At 68.7% G+C, this 14,869-nt stretch carries 14 protein-coding genes; 8 read left to right on the forward strand and 6 right to left on the reverse strand.

Annotated features, from left to right (window positions below; genetic code table 11):
- The first annotated feature begins 97 nt into the window (after nucleotides 1-97).
- Genes KDB89_RS00545 through KDB89_RS00560 form a run of 4 tightly spaced genes read left to right on the forward strand, consistent with a single transcriptional unit; the run spans nucleotide 98 to nucleotide 3,860 of the window.
- On the forward strand, nucleotides 98-817 hold the full coding sequence (locus KDB89_RS00545) for an ABC transporter ATP-binding protein (RefSeq protein ID WP_255556049.1): 720 nt from the start codon (nucleotides 98-100) through the stop codon (nucleotides 815-817).
- A complete protein-coding gene (locus KDB89_RS00550) occupies nucleotides 814-3,303 on the forward strand; it encodes an ABC transporter permease (protein WP_219082472.1) in 2,490 nt (829 codons plus the stop codon). Before KDB89_RS00545 ends, KDB89_RS00550 begins: the two co-directional genes overlap by 4 nt.
- A gap of 9 nt (nucleotides 3,304-3,312) precedes the next feature.
- Nucleotides 3,313-3,597 (forward strand): type II toxin-antitoxin system RelB family antitoxin, encoded by a 285-nt coding sequence (relB, locus tag KDB89_RS00555; protein WP_219082474.1) that lies wholly within the window; start codon nucleotides 3,313-3,315, stop codon nucleotides 3,595-3,597.
- Nucleotides 3,597-3,860 (forward strand): type II toxin-antitoxin system RelE family toxin, encoded by a 264-nt coding sequence (locus KDB89_RS00560; RefSeq protein WP_255556051.1) that lies wholly within the window; start codon nucleotides 3,597-3,599, stop codon nucleotides 3,858-3,860. The genes relB and KDB89_RS00560 overlap by 1 nt, the downstream gene beginning before the upstream one ends.
- A gap of 98 nt (nucleotides 3,861-3,958) precedes the next feature.
- Here KDB89_RS00560 and KDB89_RS00565 read toward each other — a convergent pair whose 3' ends face one another.
- Both KDB89_RS00565 and KDB89_RS00570 read right to left on the reverse strand, forming a co-directional pair.
- Nucleotides 3,959-4,126: a hypothetical protein gene (locus KDB89_RS00565; protein ID WP_219082479.1), complete on the reverse strand. Its 168-nt coding sequence runs from the start codon at nucleotides 4,124-4,126 to the stop codon at nucleotides 3,959-3,961.
- Nucleotides 4,127-4,356: 230 nt separating this feature from the next.
- A complete protein-coding gene (locus KDB89_RS00570) occupies nucleotides 4,357-5,154 on the reverse strand; it encodes a hypothetical protein (protein WP_219082481.1) in 798 nt (265 codons plus the stop codon).
- 60 nt (nucleotides 5,155-5,214) lie between these two features.
- Here KDB89_RS00570 and KDB89_RS00575 point away from each other — a divergent pair, with 60 nt between their 5' ends.
- On the forward strand, nucleotides 5,215-5,595 hold the full coding sequence (locus tag KDB89_RS00575; RefSeq protein ID WP_219082483.1) for a hypothetical protein: 381 nt from the start codon (nucleotides 5,215-5,217) through the stop codon (nucleotides 5,593-5,595).
- A gap of 178 nt (nucleotides 5,596-5,773) precedes the next feature.
- Here KDB89_RS00575 and KDB89_RS00580 read toward each other — a convergent pair whose 3' ends face one another.
- Nucleotides 5,774-6,799, reverse strand: coding sequence for an alanine racemase (locus tag KDB89_RS00580; protein WP_219082485.1), 1,026 nt, complete (start codon nucleotides 6,797-6,799; stop codon nucleotides 5,774-5,776).
- A 4-nt stretch (nucleotides 6,800-6,803) separates the two neighbouring features.
- Nucleotides 6,804-7,931, reverse strand: coding sequence for a lipid II:glycine glycyltransferase FemX (locus KDB89_RS00585; RefSeq protein WP_219082488.1), 1,128 nt, complete (start codon nucleotides 7,929-7,931; stop codon nucleotides 6,804-6,806).
- Between the two features lie 145 nt (nucleotides 7,932-8,076).
- Here KDB89_RS00585 and KDB89_RS00590 point away from each other — a divergent pair, with 145 nt between their 5' ends.
- A complete protein-coding gene (locus KDB89_RS00590; RefSeq protein ID WP_219082490.1) occupies nucleotides 8,077-9,357 on the forward strand; it encodes a glycosyltransferase 87 family protein in 1,281 nt (426 codons plus the stop codon).
- Nucleotides 9,358-9,362: 5 nt separating this feature from the next.
- A complete protein-coding gene (locus KDB89_RS00595) occupies nucleotides 9,363-9,734 on the forward strand; it encodes an FKBP-type peptidyl-prolyl cis-trans isomerase (protein WP_219084147.1) in 372 nt (123 codons plus the stop codon).
- Between the two features lie 68 nt (nucleotides 9,735-9,802).
- Here the strand turns inward: KDB89_RS00595 and KDB89_RS00600 are convergent, their stop codons facing one another.
- On the reverse strand, nucleotides 9,803-10,444 hold the full coding sequence (locus KDB89_RS00600) for a cytidylate kinase-like family protein (RefSeq protein ID WP_219082493.1): 642 nt from the start codon (nucleotides 10,442-10,444) through the stop codon (nucleotides 9,803-9,805).
- A gap of 808 nt (nucleotides 10,445-11,252) precedes the next feature.
- On the opposite strand from KDB89_RS00600, the gene KDB89_RS00605 reads away from it, so the two are divergent.
- Entirely contained in the window at nucleotides 11,253-12,233 is a 981-nt protein-coding gene (locus tag KDB89_RS00605; RefSeq protein WP_219082495.1) for a M23 family metallopeptidase, read from the forward strand.
- 14 nt (nucleotides 12,234-12,247) lie between these two features.
- Here the strand turns inward: KDB89_RS00605 and KDB89_RS00610 are convergent, their stop codons facing one another.
- On the reverse strand, nucleotides 12,248-14,788 hold the full coding sequence (locus KDB89_RS00610) for a sodium-translocating pyrophosphatase (protein WP_219082497.1): 2,541 nt from the start codon (nucleotides 14,786-14,788) through the stop codon (nucleotides 12,248-12,250).
- Between the last annotated feature and the right edge of the window lie 81 nt (nucleotides 14,789-14,869).

A 14,869-nucleotide genomic window follows, 5' to 3' on the forward strand; every position in this document is an offset into this window, starting at 1 on the left:
GGCGGCGACCCGCCCCGCCAGCAGGCCGGTCCGGCCAGTGACACTTTCGTATCAGCGCGCTGGTCAGCGGCTGGTTGGCCCGGCATCATCGGCAGTCATGAAGCGACTGGGTGCGACGACGCAGGCCGTCGTCATGAGCAGTGGGGCTGCGATCGAGGTTGGGGGCGCCAGGCGCACTTTCCAGTCGGGAATCGAGACGATCCGGGCGGTCGACGGCGTGGATCTGCGCGTCGAGGTCGGCACGATGACGTGCCTCTACGGGGCCAGCGGATCCGGGAAGACGACACTCCTCAACCTCATCGCGGGCCTCGACATCGCCGATCAGGGCACGGTCCGCGTCGCCGGCCGCGACCTTTCCGGCACCTCGGAGGCGGAGCGGGCGAGGATCCGGCTGCACCACATCGGCGTCGTGTTCCAGGAGAACAACCTGGTTCATGAGTTCACAGCGTTGGAGAACGTCGTCGTCCCCCTGCTGGCGCGCGGGGCGTCGCTGAGCGAGGCGCGCGACGAGGCAGCCGACCAGTTGGCCCGTGTCGGCATTGCCGAGCTCGCGGACCGCCTCCCGCGGGAGATGTCGGGCGGCCAACGGCAGCGGGTGGGAATCGCCCGGGCACTCGCGGGTGGGAGGGAGGTGCTGGTGGCCGACGAGCCGACCGGCGCGCTCGACTCCGCGAACTCGGGGGCGCTCTTCGAACTCGTTGCGTCGCTCTGCCACGACGTTGGGGTAGCTGCCGTCGTCGCGACGCATGACCCGTTGGGCCGTGACCGGGCCGACGTCGTGTGGACGATGGTCGACGGGCAGCTGGACCCGACGTGAACCGGTCGTCGGTGCACCTGACCGGCCTGCTCCTGCGGGGGCATCGGTGGGGCGGTGAGTTCGCGGTGGGGGGACTCGTCGCCTGCGTCGTCGCGCTGCTGGTGGGGGTGAGTGCCCTGACGTTGTCGGGCCGGCAGAGCGCGGACGCGCTTCTCGGGAGCTACTCGCACCGCGTCCAGGACACCGCCCCGCTGGGCGACGAGCTGAGCAAGACTGACGTCACGGCCGTGGCGTCGGCCGTCGACGCGGCCGGGGCTTCGAACGTGGGGATTCAGCTGGTGAGCAGTTCGCTGTGGCCCGACCAGCTGCCCGTCACGTACAGCAACGGGCAGGTGCAGATCGTCGCCTACTTCGAGGACCTGCGCGTCAGCGCTGACAGCCAGCTGCCCGGCACTCAGCCGGTGACGTCGGGTCGGGCTCCCGTGTCGGCCGGCGAGGTGGCGCTGTCGGAGTCGCTCGCTGAGCGGTTGGGGCACCCGGACCGCGTCTCGCTCTTCGGCGGGCGGGTGACTCTCAACGTCACAGGCACGGTGTCCCCGGTGTACGGCGAGCACTCGTGGCGGATCGTGGCGGCGCCCGGAACCTGGTCCACCTTCCCCGCCGACGAGATCCGAGAGGGCTACCCGCAGGCCGACGGTGGCCTGTCGGTGCTGTGGGACGGGGACGCTGGCCTGGAGGCGGTCCTCCAGGCCGTCGCCACCACGAATCCCGCCACGGCGGGAGTCGAGTCGATGCTCACGGGATACGTCTCCCGAGACGGGGTGATCGCGAGCGCCACCACGCCCGCAGAGTCCCTCCCGTTCTTTGTGCCGGGCGCGCTGCTGGTCGCCTTCGCCAGCCTCGTCGTCGTGAACCTTCAGAGGACTCGGGTCCTCTCCCTGCGCAGAAGCCTGGAAGGCGTCGGCATGAGCAGGACCCAGGTGATGGGGCCGGTCCTGGCCGGGTTGGGGATCAGGTTGGCCGTGGCGGTCATCGGCGGCGGGGCTGCGGGGATGGCGGTCGCGATGCTGGGGAGGTGGACTGTGCTCCCGCTCCTCGCCGACCAGCCGCTGTCGCCCCTGCCGGCCGTCGGACGGATCCTGCCCGCGTTGCTCATGGTGGCTCTGGCGGTGGGGTTGGCCACCGCGGGTGCGCGCTTCCACGTCCCCTCCCGGCGTCGTCGTTCGTCCTTAGCCATGGCGCTTCGCGGGGTTGCCCAGACGATTCCGTGGGCCTTCCTGCGGCGCGCGGCGGTTGTGGTGGTGCTGGGCTGGTCTCTGCCGTCGCTGGTCATGGCGACGGACCTGGACGCCGCCGCCCGTGCGGCCGTGCCGTTCACTGGCGGGATCGTGATGCTGCTGCCCGACGTCCTGCGGGGTTGCGTCCGTGGGCTTCAGGTGGGCCGGGTGACGACACTGTCGGCCCGCCGGATGATGGAGGCGGACCGGGCCCGCTATTCGTGGGCGGTCATCGCGCTCGCCGTGACCGTGGCAGTTCCGACGGTCTTCGCCACGCTCTACGCGACGTCATTCCGCCTGGAGGAGGAGCGCAACACCCCGAGCATCCCGAGTGGCCAGCTGTGGATCCAGGGGGCGGGGCTGGGTTCGCCGGAGCTGGTGGAGCGGGCCGCAGCGGTTGTCGCGGAGGACCCCGGCCTCGCCCGCCCCATCGTGCTTGACGCCGTCGACGGCGCGGCATCGGCAGCCAACTCTGCGGGCGCCTTCGGGATCTGGGGGCTGCACGATCCCGGCGACCTGACCCGACTGCTCGGATGGCCACCCGCCAGCGCCGTCGAGGAGGCGCTGGCGAGTGGTGCCCTGGTGACCTGGGGCGATGCCGGCCGCGGCCTGGTCACCTACGGCGCGGACGGCCTCGAGGAGACCGCGGTGCCCACCGCAGTGATCGCGCTCGACTCGGACCTCGGCCTCGCCGTCGACCCCGCCATCCTGCAGATGGTGGCCGGCGCCATGCTCAGCAGCGCCGCCCTGGACCTCGGGGGCACCGTCACGACGGGCACCGATGTGGTCTTCACTGACGTCACCGTCGAACAGCAGCAGCAGGCGGTCGACGGGGTCACGGCCGCGGGCATCACCGCGAAGGCAGTGGCGTACACCACGCCGCCGATGCCACTGACCTTCCCCGGCGAGTGGATAGTCGCGTTGGCCGGACTCATTGCGGCCATGCTCGTGCTCGTGTGGGCGGTGCTGTCCGGCCAGGCCAGACAGTTGCGGGACTATGCCGCGCGGATGCTGGCCGTCGGACTGGAGCCGCGGTGGTCGTGGGGCGTGCTCGCTGTCCAGAGTGCGCTGGTGCTCCTGACCGGCCTCGTCGGTGGGCTCGTGGCCGGGCTGCTCGCGATAGGGATCTTCGCTCGCTTTGCCGTGGGCGGAGCGCTGACACTCACGATCCCGTGGGCGTTCATCGGTGGGGCGGTGGCAGGTGCCACCCTGGCCGCCGTCGTCGCGTCGGTGCTTGCGCTGCGTCGACTCCGACCTCAGGCGGGGTAGGCTGTATACATGTCTACAAGTGTTCTCAGCATCCGTGTCGACGCCGACATCAAGGAGCGGCTGGACGCCCTGAGCAGGGCAACGGGCAGGCCCGCCGCGTTCTATGTTCGCCAAGCACTCCTCGAGAGGCTCGACGATCTGGAGTGGGCGTACGACGTGGCACGGCGGGCTGAGGCGATCCGTGCGGGCGACGATGCGACCGCCCCGCTCGATGCGCTCGCTCGGGACCTGGGGTTCGAGCCGGACGGGCTGAAGGAAGAAGCCCACAGCGGGAACCTCGACACTGACCGTTGATGGACTGGTCGATTCAGACATCCACCCGGTTCGACAAGGCCATCAGGAAGCTCGACCGCCCCATGGCGCGACGCGTGCTGGTCGCTGTCTACGCGCTGGCCGAACTTGATGAGCCGCAACGACGGTGTAAGGCCCTGACCGGCCCGCTGGCTGGGCTCTGGCGCCTCCGCATCGGCGATTACCGGGTCATTCTCGACATCCGCCGGGGGGAACTGGTTCTCATCGCTCTCGACCTGGACCATCGCAGCGCGATCTACGAGTGACTGCCGGCCTGGGTACTCAAGGAAGTGGTTCAGGTGCGCGTGGCGAAACAGTGGGCGTCGCCCGTGGTTGCTTCGCCTTCGGCCAGCTCGACGGTGGGTCAGGCGTCGCCGGACATCTCGATGTGGGCATCCTCGACGCTGCCGATCACGACGACGGCGTTGCGGTGGACCTGGCACCGAGCCCCCTCGACGGCTACGGTGGTGAAGCCGTCGGGCGTCGCAACGATCGTGATCGGCTGTTCGTCGGGAGTCCAGGATCGCATCATCAGGGGGGCGTCCGCGACGGTCCGGATGCGATCGCATCCGCTGCCGGCCTGGGTGCCTCGAAAGCCGCCGACGCACGCCCACCCGTCGCCCGTGCCGAGATTCAGGCGGCGGCCTGAGTGCTCGCCCAGGTAGATGGCGGTGAAGTCATCTCCGAGGTGGCGCGTGAAGGTGCCATTGATCTCAGCGACTTCGGCCTGCCCTGGCGAGGGGGCGGGTCCGCCGACGGTAATCAGTCGATCTCGCTCAGAGGAACCCCCTCGTCCCGGGCCTGCTGGACCAGCGTCTCATCGACGTCGACAGGCAGAGGTTCGTAGGAGAACACGGTGTACTCGTCAGCCCGAGGTTCGTCTGCGGGTGCTTGGGTCTGCTCGTCGGGTGAAACCTGGGGCTCCGCCGACTCAGCAGAGACAGGCGTGCTGCCAGTGGCGGGCACGGCAGCCCGCTTTGGGTTCGGGACGCCCGGGTTGGTCAGGGAGAAGGTGACCCAGTCGGGGCAGCGCACACCACTCTTGAGTACGCAATAGGCGGTCTGGACACCCCAGGACTGACTGGTAGCGCCGGTTGAGACAGTAACCTTCCGCTTCGGGTTGGCCGCCGTGTAAGTGTACTTTCCCGGGTTGCTCGTGACAGCGACTAATCGCAGCTCCATCTGTTCGGTGACCCTGCAGGAGAGCGCGGAACACTCCATTCTTCCCGCCCAGGTCTTGAGGATCACGCTAGTCCCCTGAATCGTCGTGTTGGTCGATTTCGACATGTTTGCAACAGCCTTCAGGGTGGTGATGTTGTGATAGCTCCAGAGCTTGTCCCAGCCAAATCCCTTGTTCACGTCACTGTCGAAGAAACCGCGGCGCAAGGGGATGCCAATGCCCAGCTTCGCATTGTGCGTGGTCTGCATAATCGTGCCTGCCGGATAGCCCTTGGGTGGTGCCGCGGCATGTGCAGGTGCCGGTGCTACCAGAGTAATCGCGAAGATCGCCGAAGAGAGCAGAACCAGAAACGGGTGGCGGTGTCGAGCGTGTGTGGCCATGGTTACCTCCGCTTTGCCTCTATGCTGATGATCAGGAGGGTACCTCAAAGGAGACGACTTGTGACATTTCGCGACATTTTCATCGACCACTGGAATCGGTTGTGGCTGCTGCACCACGACAATGCCCCCTGGGTGCACCTCGAGGAGGGCTGGATCGACGAGTCCGCCGAGGTGGTTCAGATTGTCTATCGTATGGACGGCGTGCCCGGCCGCCACGGCCTGCGGAGGGAACACCCGCTCCCCGACCCGTCCGAGGATCCGATCTCCTTCTGGGAGATTCAGGCCTACCAGGATGTCTGGGACGTACTTGAGCCCCACGACGTCGACGACACCATCGCCAGCGGCGGTATCCGCTGGTACGGCCACGTCACCGAGGATGACGACCTGGAAGCGCGCGCCAGGCCGTTCCCGCTGGCTGTTCCGCGCGGAAGCACCACCTAGCAGACACCTGTCGACGCCTCGAAGCGCTGTTCGCCAGAGCAGCACGCAGGGCTATCGAATCCACCACCGCTGAATGGCGTCGCCTCCTTGGGCAGATCCGCCGGTTCGGCCGAACCATCGGGGCACGGCTGACGCAGGAGTGAGGTGGCGCCGAGCGCTGCCGGCCCCGCTGGGTCCGTCAGACCCAGCGAACCTCGTCGCAGGTGACGGTCGTCATGCGCGTCGTGACGGGCACCTCGTCGCCGACCTGGACCGGGGACGCGTCGCCCGGCACGAAGATCATCGACGAGTGCATGTGCGGGGGCTCGGCGAAGTCGCGCTTCCGGCCGCCGATGCTGAACGGCGACAGGGTGCGCTCCATAGCGTCGAGCACGCCCGTCGAGATGGTGACGAGGCGCTGCTTGACGGTGCGCTGGTGCACGGGGGCGGCCATCGCGACGCCGTGGGCGGTGCCGCCGGAGACGATGACGATGAAGCCGGCTCGGGGGGCCGCGACCTGGTGGTAGCCCAGCCGCGTCCCCTTCCCGACGGGGTGCACGTCGAGGACGGTTGCGGTGGTGCGGTACGCGTCCTTCGCGCCCAGCCAGAGCCGGGTGCCGACGCGCATGTGGGCCGCGACGTCCAGCTCTCCGGCCAGGGTGCGGTAGTCCGCGACGCTCAGGTGCGACACCCAGACGGGTGCCTTCGCGACGGCGATGCCCTCGCGGGTGAGGCGGCGCGCCTCATCGAGGGAGCCGGAGGCCGGCAGGTGCACGGCCCAGCCCTCGAGCGTGAGGCCGGCGAGGTCGGCGGCGGTGAGCGAGGCGGGGCTGAGCCCGTGGCGCCGCATCGAGGTGATGATCTCGACGATCACGCGGGCACCGGGGTGCGACGCGGCCAGCGCGCGCACGTCCTCGACGCGCGAGACGGTCGTGACGACGCGCGGGTCGTCGAGCAGGGCGGTCGCGACGGCGTCGAACGGGCGCCAGGGGTTGAGGACGACGACGTCGCCCTCGAATCCGCCGGCACGCACGGCCGCGACCTCCTGTGCGATGCCGACGGCGATGACCTCGACGCCCAGCTCGGATGCCTGCGCCGCCAGGGTCTCCAGGCCGAAGCCGTAGCCGTTGCCCTTGGCCACCGGCACGAGGCCGGGGGCCTCGGCGAGCAGCGCGCGCTGGTGCGCGGCCCAGCGGGCGCGGTCGATCGTCAGGACCAGCGACACGTCGTCACCGCCGCTTCAGGTAGAGGTCGAAGGCCTTGTAGAGGACCTTGTTGATCGCAAGGTCCCACTCGCCGATGTAGGCGACGGCCTCGCCGCCCGTGCCCACCTTGAACTGGATGAGCCCGATCTCCGGGTCGTCGGCGCCGACGCCCTCGGTGATGCCGCGCAGGTCGTAGACGGCGCAGCCGGCCTCGTTCGCGTCGCGGATCATCTGCCACTGGATGGCGTTCGAGCCGCGCACCTCGCGCTTGGCGGTGGTGGAGGCGCCGTAGGAGTACCAGGCGTGCTCGCCGACGCGGACCATCGTCGTCGCGGCGACGAGGTCGCCCTCGTGCTCGGACAGGTAGACGCGCATGCGGTCGGGATCCTCGGCGTTCAGCGCGTCCCACATCTTCTCGAAGTAGGCCAGCGAGCGGCCGGTGAACCCGTCGCGGGCCGCCGTCTCCAGGTAGATCTCGTGGAAGCGGGCGAGGTCGGCGCGCGTGCCCCGCGTCACGGTGACGCCCAGCTTCGCTGCCTTCTTGATGTTGCGCCGCCACAGCTGGTTCATGCTGGAGAGCAGCTCGGCCTCGGTCTTCTGCGTGCCGTCGGCGTGGCGCAGCGGGAGCTGGAAGTTGAACATCGGCTGCCCGGCCGCGAAGCCGTGCGCCGACTCGTTGGTCACCCAGCCGCCGTGCAGGAGCGTGTTGCGCAGGCGCGTGCCGACGAGCGTCGTCTGGTCGGGGGTGACCTGCGAGAGCGCGGTGACGTTCTCGTCGGCGATGGCGGTCTTGATGGTGTCGGGCAGCCAGCGACGGTGCGTCAGCCAGGGGCCGATCCGCACCGCGAAGGCCTTGGAGCGCCTGGCGTGCGTCGCGAGGGCCTTCAGGTGGTCGGCGACGTCCGTGCGCGACCAGTCGAGCACCGGGCCCTCGGGGAGGTAGGCGAGGTAGCGCTTCAGCTTCGGCAGCTGCCGGTAGAGGACCAGCCCGACCCCGGTCAGCGTCGCCCCGTCGAAGAACCCGATGGACTCGCCGCGCCACTCGGACTTCACGTCCGCCCACGCGGGGGTCTGCAGGAACGACGCGGAGCCGCGCTCGTTGATGAAGGCCAGGTGCTGCTCGGCCGTGATGGTGCGTACCTCGATGCTCACCCCACAAACCTACCTGCCCGGTCCTTTCGCTCCGGCCGCAGACCCCACCGGTCCGTGTACAACTGCGGCTGGAGCCGGTCAGCGTCGCGGGGTGACCCGGCGGGGGTCCGGGGTGGCCCGGGCCGGTGATGGAAGAATGGCGGCCATGCACAACGACGACGCGGCCCCCGCGCCCTGGCTGACCAGCGCCGCCCGGCACCCCGTCTTCCGGGTGCTGGCCGTCATCGGGCTCGCCGTCACGATCTTCCTGCTCTGCTATGGCGTGCCCGGCACCGACTACTTCTGGCCCGAGTACCGCGGGGCGCGGATCTACCAGGCACACATCGACCTCGAGGTCTACCGCCTGGGCGCCGAGCAGCTGCTGAGCGGGGCGGACCTGTACGGGCGGCTGCCCGACACCTGGATGGGGGTGAACCTGCCGTTCACCTACCCGCCCATCGCCGCCGCACTGTTCGTGCCCCTCGCGCTGCTGCCGCTGCCCGTCGCGTCGCTGCTGCACACGATCTTCACGCTGCTGGCCGCCGTTCTGGTGGTCGTCGTCGTGCTGCGCGAGCTGACGCGGACGTCCTGGGCCGACGCGATGTGGCTCGGCTTCGCACTCAGCTCCATGCTGCTGTGGGTCGGCCCGGTGCGCGAGACGGTCGGCTTCGGACAGGTCAACACGATCCTGATGGCGCTGGTCGTCGTCGACATCATCGTCGGGCGCGGGAAGAAATGGCAGGGCTGCCTCATCGGCCTGGCGATGGCGATCAAGCTGACGCCGGCCGTGTTCCTCGCCTACTTCCTCATGCGGAGGGACTGGCGCGCGCTGATCACCGGCGTGGTGTCCGCGATCGCCTACACCGCCATCGGCTTCCTCATCAACTGGCGCGACTCCGTCACTTACTGGACCGAGACGCTGCGCGCCGCCGACCGCATCGGCAACCTCGCCTTCGTCTCCAACCAGTCCCTCAACGGGCTGGTGCGGCGCCTCGTGCTCGACGACCGCGCGGCAAGCATCATCTGGTTCCTGCTCTGCGCCGTCATCGGGCTGAGCCTGCTGTGGCTGATGACGCGGCTGTTCCGCCAGGGCGCCGACGCGGCCGCCATGTGCGTGATGGGCGTGTACGCGCTGCTCGCGTCGCCCGTGTCGTGGTCGCACCACTGGGTGTGGTGCATCCCGATGCTGATGGTGCTCGTCTGGCTGGCCTTCCACGGGACGGAGACGACGCGGTGGTTCGCGGCTGCGGCCGCAGTGCTCGGCTGCTGGGTGTTCTTCTCGCGCGTGATCTGGGAGCAGCCGATCACGCAGGAGGACGTCGCCCCATGGAACGTGGCGCAGCAGTTCTTCGGCAACGCCCAGACCCTGTGGGGGCTGCTGTTCCTCTCGGTGCTGGCCATCGAGGTGTGGTCGCGGCGGAGCGCCCCGGTAGGCTCTGACGCATGACCAACATGAACGAGAAGCCCGAGATCGACTTCCCCGGCGGCGAAGCCCCGGCCGATCTCGTCATCACCGACATCGTCGAGGGCGACGGCGCCGAGGCCAAGGCCGGCGACGTCGCGCACGTGCACTACGTCGGCGTCGCCTTCAGCACCGGCGAGGAGTTCGACTCCTCCTGGAACCGCGGCGCGCCACTGTCGTTCCCGCTGGGTCACGGCCACGTCATCAGCGGCTGGGACCAGGGCATCCAGGGCATGAAGATCGGCGGACGTCGCCAGCTCGTCATCCCCAGCCACCTCGCCTACGGCGAGCGTGGCGCCGGCGGCGTCATCGCCCCCGGGGAGACGCTGATCTTCGTCTGCGACCTCGTCGGCCTCAACTGAGCCACCCGACACTAGAGGGGCCGCACCACCGGTTGGTGGCGCGGCCCCTCTGCCGTTGAGCGGCGGGATCAGCCCTTCAGCTCGATCTTGACCGCCTCGTCGAGGATCTCGTCGACCTTGATCTCCGACAGCTTCGGGCCCTCGGGCAGGTTGGCCAGGTGCTCGTTGTAGGCGGTGATGATCAGCTCGATCGCCTTCTCGTCTGACAGTTCGCCCGTGTCGACGACCAGGTCGAAGTTGGCCTCGTCGGCCCAGTCGGCGGAGTAGACGCGCTTGGTGAACCTGCGTCGCGTCTTGTCGTCCTTCTCGATCTTGGCCAGGGCCTCCTCGTCGGAGATGCCGTCGCGCTTGCCGATGCGACGGGCCCGGACGCTGTCGGGGGCCTTGACGAACACGTCGAAGGAATCGGCGTAGTCGCCGAGGACGACGAAGCCGCCGCGGCCGAGGATGACGACGTCGCCCTGCTTGCCGATGGTCTTGATCGTCTTGTTCATCCACTCGATGGTCCACACGCTGTCCTGCGTGTAGAGGTCCCAGAACGACGGGGCCTCGTCGCCGTAGATCTCGTCGAGGTGGATGAGTCCGTACTGTTCGATCACGGCGTTGATCGTCGCCTTATCGGCGAGCTTCCAGCCGAGCTCGCGGGCCAGCCCGCGGGCGATCCGGGCGCCGTGACTGCCGAGCTGCCGGGAAATCGTGATGACTGCCATGTTGTGGACCCTCCTGCATGGGCCATTAGCCGCGTGCCGCCCCCTGTGGGCGGGCCTACAGCCCGTACTGCATGTCGAAAATCCTACGCCACGGACCTATTCGTAGGGGACCCTTCGGGGAGCGGGTCCTTGTCGCGGCGGGTTCCTGGGCGGCGGCGCCTGTCGCCTATCCTCAGACGCCACCCCTACTGACAGACGCCACCCTTGTTCACATATGCCACCGCCATGGCGGTGGCATGTGTCGATACCGGTAGCGTCTGCGCGGAAGGGTGGCGTCTGTCGACAAGGGTGGCGCCGACGGGCGAGGCGTCGGTGAGTCGTCCCGTTCAATGAGCCCACCCGTTGGGCCCTGTCGTGCACAACGATGCGTATATGGGGGCAGCTGCAACATGGGAACAGCAGCGCCGACATAGGCATCGTTGTGCACGGACGTCGGGCTGGGACGAGGTTCTCTCGGGCCGACGGGGGTCCCTTCGCTGCGCTCAGGGCACCTCGACGAGCTCGGCGAACCGGGGGCAAGGCACCTTGACAGGCTCAATGACCCGCCAGACGACAGGATCAACGACCCGGGGTGGCGCCTCGACGGGCCCGACGAACCGGCCGCGACGGCCGGGGGGCGGGACGGCCGGGGGGGGGCGGGACGGACGCGACTTTCCTATGAGAAGCCTGAGAGAACTCAGGTTCCCGACGCCCGTCAGGTGGGCGTCTGAGCGTGGATGTCCTCGCGGAACCTGTGGGACGGCGGCACCCAATTTGAGTTTAAGCTGAGGATTTCTCAGAATAGAAGGGATCTGTCCAAGGAGTATCTGTGATCCGCAACCGCGTCCAGCCCCGGCACGCACTCGACTACACCCCCGCCGCACCCCCGCGGCGACTCGGCCGCATCGTGGTCGGCCTGGCGGCCACCGCCGTCGGCCTGAGCGGTGTGGCCGTGGCCAGCGCGTCGACCACGACCGCCAGCGCCTCCCTCGGTGTGTCGAGCAGCACCGCCACGGCATCGGCGACCCGGAGCGCCGGCACCACCAGCCGCAGCGAGCAGCGCGAGGCCCTCACTCCGGCCGCATCCGCATCGCCGTCGGCCAGCGCGACGGCCTCGGATGCGGACGCCGAGGCCGCGACCGACGCCGCCTCTGCCGCGGACGCCGGTGCCACGGCAGAGGCGACCGAGAGCACCGAGGTCTCCAGCATCTCCGACGTCGCCGCGCTCAAGGCCGCGGAGGAGGCGGCCGCAGCCAAGGCCGCCGCCGAGAAGCTCGCCGCGGAGAAGAAGGCAGCAGCCGAGAAGAAGGCGGCGGAGGAGAAGGCCGCGGCCAAGAAGAAGGCGGCAGCCAAGAAGGCCGCGGCCGAGAAGGCCGCCGAGGAGGCGGCCTCCCGGGTCTCCCTCCCGGTCCCCTCGGGCAGCTACCGCATCAGCGCGACGTTCGGCCAGACCGGCTCGTGGTCGAGCTACCACACCGGCCTCGACTTCGCCGCCAGCGTCGGCACCGAGATCGACGCGATCGTCGCCGGCACCGTGGTGTCGGACACCGTGGATAGCTGGGCCGGCACGCATGTCGTGATCCAGGCCGCCGACGGTAGCTACACGCTCTACTGCCACATGAGCTCGAAGAACGTGGAGGTCGGCGACACGGTCTCCGCCGGCGACAAGATCGGCGAGGTCGGGGAGACCGGCCGTGCTTTCGGGGCGCACCTGCACCTCGAGTACTACACGGCCGACCAGACCCCCGGCGACATCTACAACGCGTCAGACCCGGGCAAGTACCTCGCGGGTCTCGGCCTCGACTACTGACCCTCCCGCGCTCTTCAAGCGGCCTCCTCGACCTCCAGCGTGTCACCCACCTCGACGTCTGAGAGCTTGTCGCCGATCGTCATGCCGTAGAACGAGCGGTGCACGAAGTACGCGCTGACGAGGAAGAAGACCACCGCGAGCGAGCCTGTCAGGGCCGTGCCGTACTGGCCCTGCAGCGACACGGCCAGCTCGACGGCCAGCAGGCCGAACAGCGTCGTGAACTTGATGACCGGGTTGAGCGCCACCGACGAGGTGTCCTTGTAGGGATCGCCGACGGTGTCGCCGACGATCGTCGCCTCGTGCAGCGGGGTGCCCTTCGCAGCCAGGTCCACCTCGACGAGTTTCTTCGCGTTGTCCCAGGCGCCGCCCGCGTTGGCCATGAAGATCGCCTGGTAGAGGCCGAACAGCGCCATCGCGATCAGGTAGCCGATGAAGAAGAACGGCTCGACGAAGGAGAAGGCGAGCGTCGCGAAGAACACGCCGAGGAAGATGTTGAACATGCCCTTCTGCGCGTACTTCGTGCAGATCTCGACAACCTTCGACGAGTCCTCCTCGCTCGCGCGGGTGGCCTCGCTGTCGAGGTCGATCGTCGTGCCGATGAACTCCACCGCGCGGTAGGCGCCAGTGGTGACCGCCTGCATCGAGGCGCCCGTGAACCAGAAGATCACGGCACCGCCGACCAGCAGGCCGAGCAGGAACGGCGCGTGCAGCAGCGACAGGTTCTCGACGTCGTGCTCCAACCCGCCGGTGAGCCCCATCATGATCGAGAAGATCATGGTCGTCGCCCCGACGACTGCCGTGCCGATCAGCACCGGCTTGGCGGTCGCCTTGAAGGTGTTGCCGGCGCCGTCGTTGTCCTCGAGCAGGAACTTCGCCCGCTCGAAGTCGGGCTCGATGCCGTAGTCACGCTGCAGTTCGGCCTCGATGCCGTCGATCTCCTCGATCGTGGACAGCTCGAACACCGACTGAGCGTTGTCCGTCACCGGCCCGTAGGAGTCGACGGCGATCGTCACCGGCCCCATGCCCAGGAACCCGAAGGCCACGAGGCCGAACGCGAACACCGCCGGCGCCAGCATGAACGACGCCATGCCGAGCGTGGAGATGAAGTACGACACGGCCATCAGGCCCGTGATCGCCAGCCCGAGCCAGTAGGCGGAGAAGTTGCCGGCCACCAGGCCCGACAGGATGCCGAGCGACGCGCCGCCCTTGCTGGACGACACCACGACCTCGCGCGTGTGCCGCGACTTGGTCGACGTGAAGGCCTTCACCAGTTCCGGGATCAGCGCGCCTGCCAGCGTGCCGCAGGACACGATCAGCGACAGCTTCCACCAGAGCCCGTCCTCGAGCCCGCCGATCAGCAGAGCCGAGGTCCCGAACGTCGCCGCGATGCACAGGCCCGACGTGATCCACACCAGCGTGGTCAGCGGTCGCTCGAAGTCCATCTCCTCGGCGTCGCCGTAGCGGGCCTTCGTGATGGCGTGGTTGATGAAGTAGGACAGGCCGGACGCGACGACCATCACCGCTCGGATGACGAAGATCCACACCAGCAGCTGGATCTGCAGCGTCTGGTCTGGCACGCCCAGCAGGATGAACGTGATGAGCGCGACGCCCGTGACGCCGTAGGTCTCGAACCCGTCGGCCGAGGGGCCGACGGAGTCGCCGGCGTTGTCGCCCGTGCAGTCGGCGATCACGCCGGGGTTGCGGGCGTCGTCCTCCTTGATGCGGAAGACGATCTTCATGAGGTCGGCGCCGATGTCGGCGATCTTGGTGAAGATGCCGCCCGCGATGCGCAGCGCGGAGGCTCCGAGCGACTCGCCGATGGCGAAGCCGATGAAGCACGCGCCCGCGATCTCGCCGGGCAGCATCACGAGGATGATGAGCATCATCGCCAGCTCGACCGAGATCAGCACCATGCCGATGCTCATGCCGGAGCGCAGCGGGATGTCGTGGACCGGGTACGGCCTGCCCCCCAGCGAGGCGTGCGCGGTCCGTGCATTCGCCAGCGTGTTGACGCGGATGCCGTACCAGGCGACCGCGTACGAACCGGCCATGCCGATCAGCGAGAACCCGATGACCACGGCGGTCTTTCCGACGCCGAAGCCAACCAGGAACAGGTAGTAGACGACGATGATCGTCGCGATGAATGCCCAGAGCAGCAGCAGGAACCGGCCCTGCTGCTTCAGGTAGGCCTTGCAGGTCGTGTAGATGAGCTCGGAGATCTCGCGCATCGCCTGGTGCGCGGGCATCCGCTTCAGCGAGCGGTAGGTCAGCACGCCGAAGCACAGGCCCAGCGCGCACACGATGAGGCCGAGGCCCAGCAGCACGTCGCCGGGGAGGCCGATGAAGGACACCTGGCCGAGGTCAGGAAGCTGGAGGTTCGCCTCGCCGCCGATCTCGTGTCCGCTGGTGCCGCCCCCACCAGCGCAGCCGGCCAGCAGCAGCGCAGCCGATCCCAGGAGGACCGCGCGTCTTGCTCGCCCCCGTCGCGTCGAGCTTCTCCCCGGATCCGCGGCGGGGCGCGGGGGCGTGGGACTGGTGGGGGATGAGACGTTCATTGCGTTCTCCAGAGTGTGACTGGCGGCGGTGCCGATCACCCTTAACACTACGACCTGTAGTACCGCCTGGGGAGGGGTTTG

This window comes from Tessaracoccus palaemonis (assembly GCF_019316905.1).
Classification (GTDB): Bacteria; Actinomycetota; Actinomycetes; order Propionibacteriales; family Propionibacteriaceae; genus Arachnia; species Arachnia palaemonis.